General features: G+C 58.9%; 1 protein-coding gene. It reads left to right on the top strand.

The window, feature by feature from the left end; all coding sequences use genetic code 11:
* Positions 1 to 474 (top strand): IS110 family transposase (locus tag EOA85_RS34455; RefSeq protein WP_127212656.1); only part of this gene is annotated, 474 nt, incomplete at its 5' end.
* Positions 475 to 1,773: the final 1,299 nt, after the last annotated feature.

Raw genomic sequence — 1,773 nt, 5'->3', positions numbered from 1 at the left:
CTCATCGAACAGTTGCGAGAGGTTCACGAGAAGGTAGCTGGGCTGAATCGCCAGATTCACCACTGGCACCGCTCGAACGAACTAAGCCGGCGACTGGAAACCATCCCCGGAATCGGCCCGATCACCGCGAGCGCGATGGCCGCGACCATCACGGACGTGTCGCTGTTCAAATCTGGCAGACAGCTTGCAGCTTGGCTCGGCCTTGTCCCACGGCAGAACTCGTCAGGCGGCAAGGAGCGTCTTGGACGGATCAGCAAGCAAGGCGATCCTTACATCCGTCGGCTTCTCATCATCGGAGCGCATGCTGTCCTTCGCTACAGTCGGAAGGCAAAAGCGACGTCGACGCGATGGGCGGCCGGACTGCTCGCGCAGAAGCCCTACAATGTCGTTGCTGTCGCGCTCGCAAACAAGATGGCCAGGATCGCCTGGGCGGTGATGACAACCGGAAAGAGATTCGAGCCTGCCGCCAAGTAGAAGAAACCGCAGGACGATTGCAGATTGGTGAGGTGCTGATGGTGTGATGACGAACGGTCGAGCCGGGATCGGGACAATCCGTTATGGGCCATGCGCCAACAGCTCGCGAACCTGAAAGGAACCCGATCCGCGGACTTCATCAGGGCCCGCGGCATCAACGCGCCGCAATCAGAGGCCGTATACATGCCTGCACCCGACCAACTCGTCAGAAGCGCCGAAAAGCCCTTGCCACGCGGAGGCCATCCATACATGGCCCATAGCGCATCCTTTGATTCGGAGGATAATGATGCCCATCAAAAACCTGGGATCAAACAACTAGGCAGCGCTGGCCAAGCTTACGGAAGACCTCCCACGGCACCACCGCATTCAGCTTCTCCAGCGGGTCGCCTACTTGGCCTGAACTCTGAGCCCCATTTCCTGTTCACGGCCCGAGTGATCGTGCAAGGTTTTTCTTTTTGCCACTGGTTGCTCTCGCCCGTCGATGTCCAAATTCTTCCACAGGCGGCCGACAAGGTGGTGCTTATAGCCCGGCGCCGAAGGTGACAGAATCGTGCTGTCCCTCCTGCGGCTGCCGAACCGGCCGCGTCCACAGCCACACATGCGCCGGGTGGCTGATCTGCCGTGGCAGGGACCGGTTGCCGAATCCGGCTCACGCAAGGCGTCCGCAATCGAGGACGCCACGGACAGGCGAACTGGCTTTCCCTTGCAGTAAGCATCGGCCGTGACATTGCGGCTGTTCGGGCCGCAATTACCCAGCCTGGAGCGCCAGTCCCGTCGAAGGACAGATCAATCGTCTCAAGACCATCAAGCGCCAGATATATAGGCCAACGTCAGATCCTATCTCTCTCGGTACACCGCCGATGGTCAAAATCAAAGCGGCGCTCGACGCCTGATAGCTTGCGATTTACTTTGGGCTTGAGAATGGCGGTATTCGTCGATGCATTGCCTAGCATCTTCTCTACCTGGCATCTTCTCGAAAGGACAGGATACCTCCCGGCCGCGCTATTCAACCACGTTGCGCCTTGTCCGATTTCCGACGATGTCGGATACGCAACGTAGCAGAGCTAGGTTTATTAGGCTGATTTGAAACGGTTTTCGTGTTTGGCACGGGAGATGAGGGGCTATCGGCGAACGCGTCACGGACTGAAGAGAACCGCCCCATGATCACGCTCACCGAAAATACCGCCGCCGCGGGTCTCCCGGGTTCAGAACGATCCAAAGATGAGGCTCGAGAAAGTCCTGACAGCACGGAGACGATTGCTTTCGTCCTCCGCTCGGGCGGCGAATTGGAGCCGGGCC

It is taken from the genome of Mesorhizobium sp. M5C.F.Ca.IN.020.29.1.1 (assembly GCF_003997375.1).
In the GTDB taxonomy this organism is placed as follows: Bacteria; Pseudomonadota; Alphaproteobacteria; order Rhizobiales; family Rhizobiaceae; genus Mesorhizobium; species Mesorhizobium wenxiniae.
The sequence above is the reverse complement of the archived record's forward strand: the minus strand, read 5'-3'. Positions and strand labels throughout refer to the sequence as shown.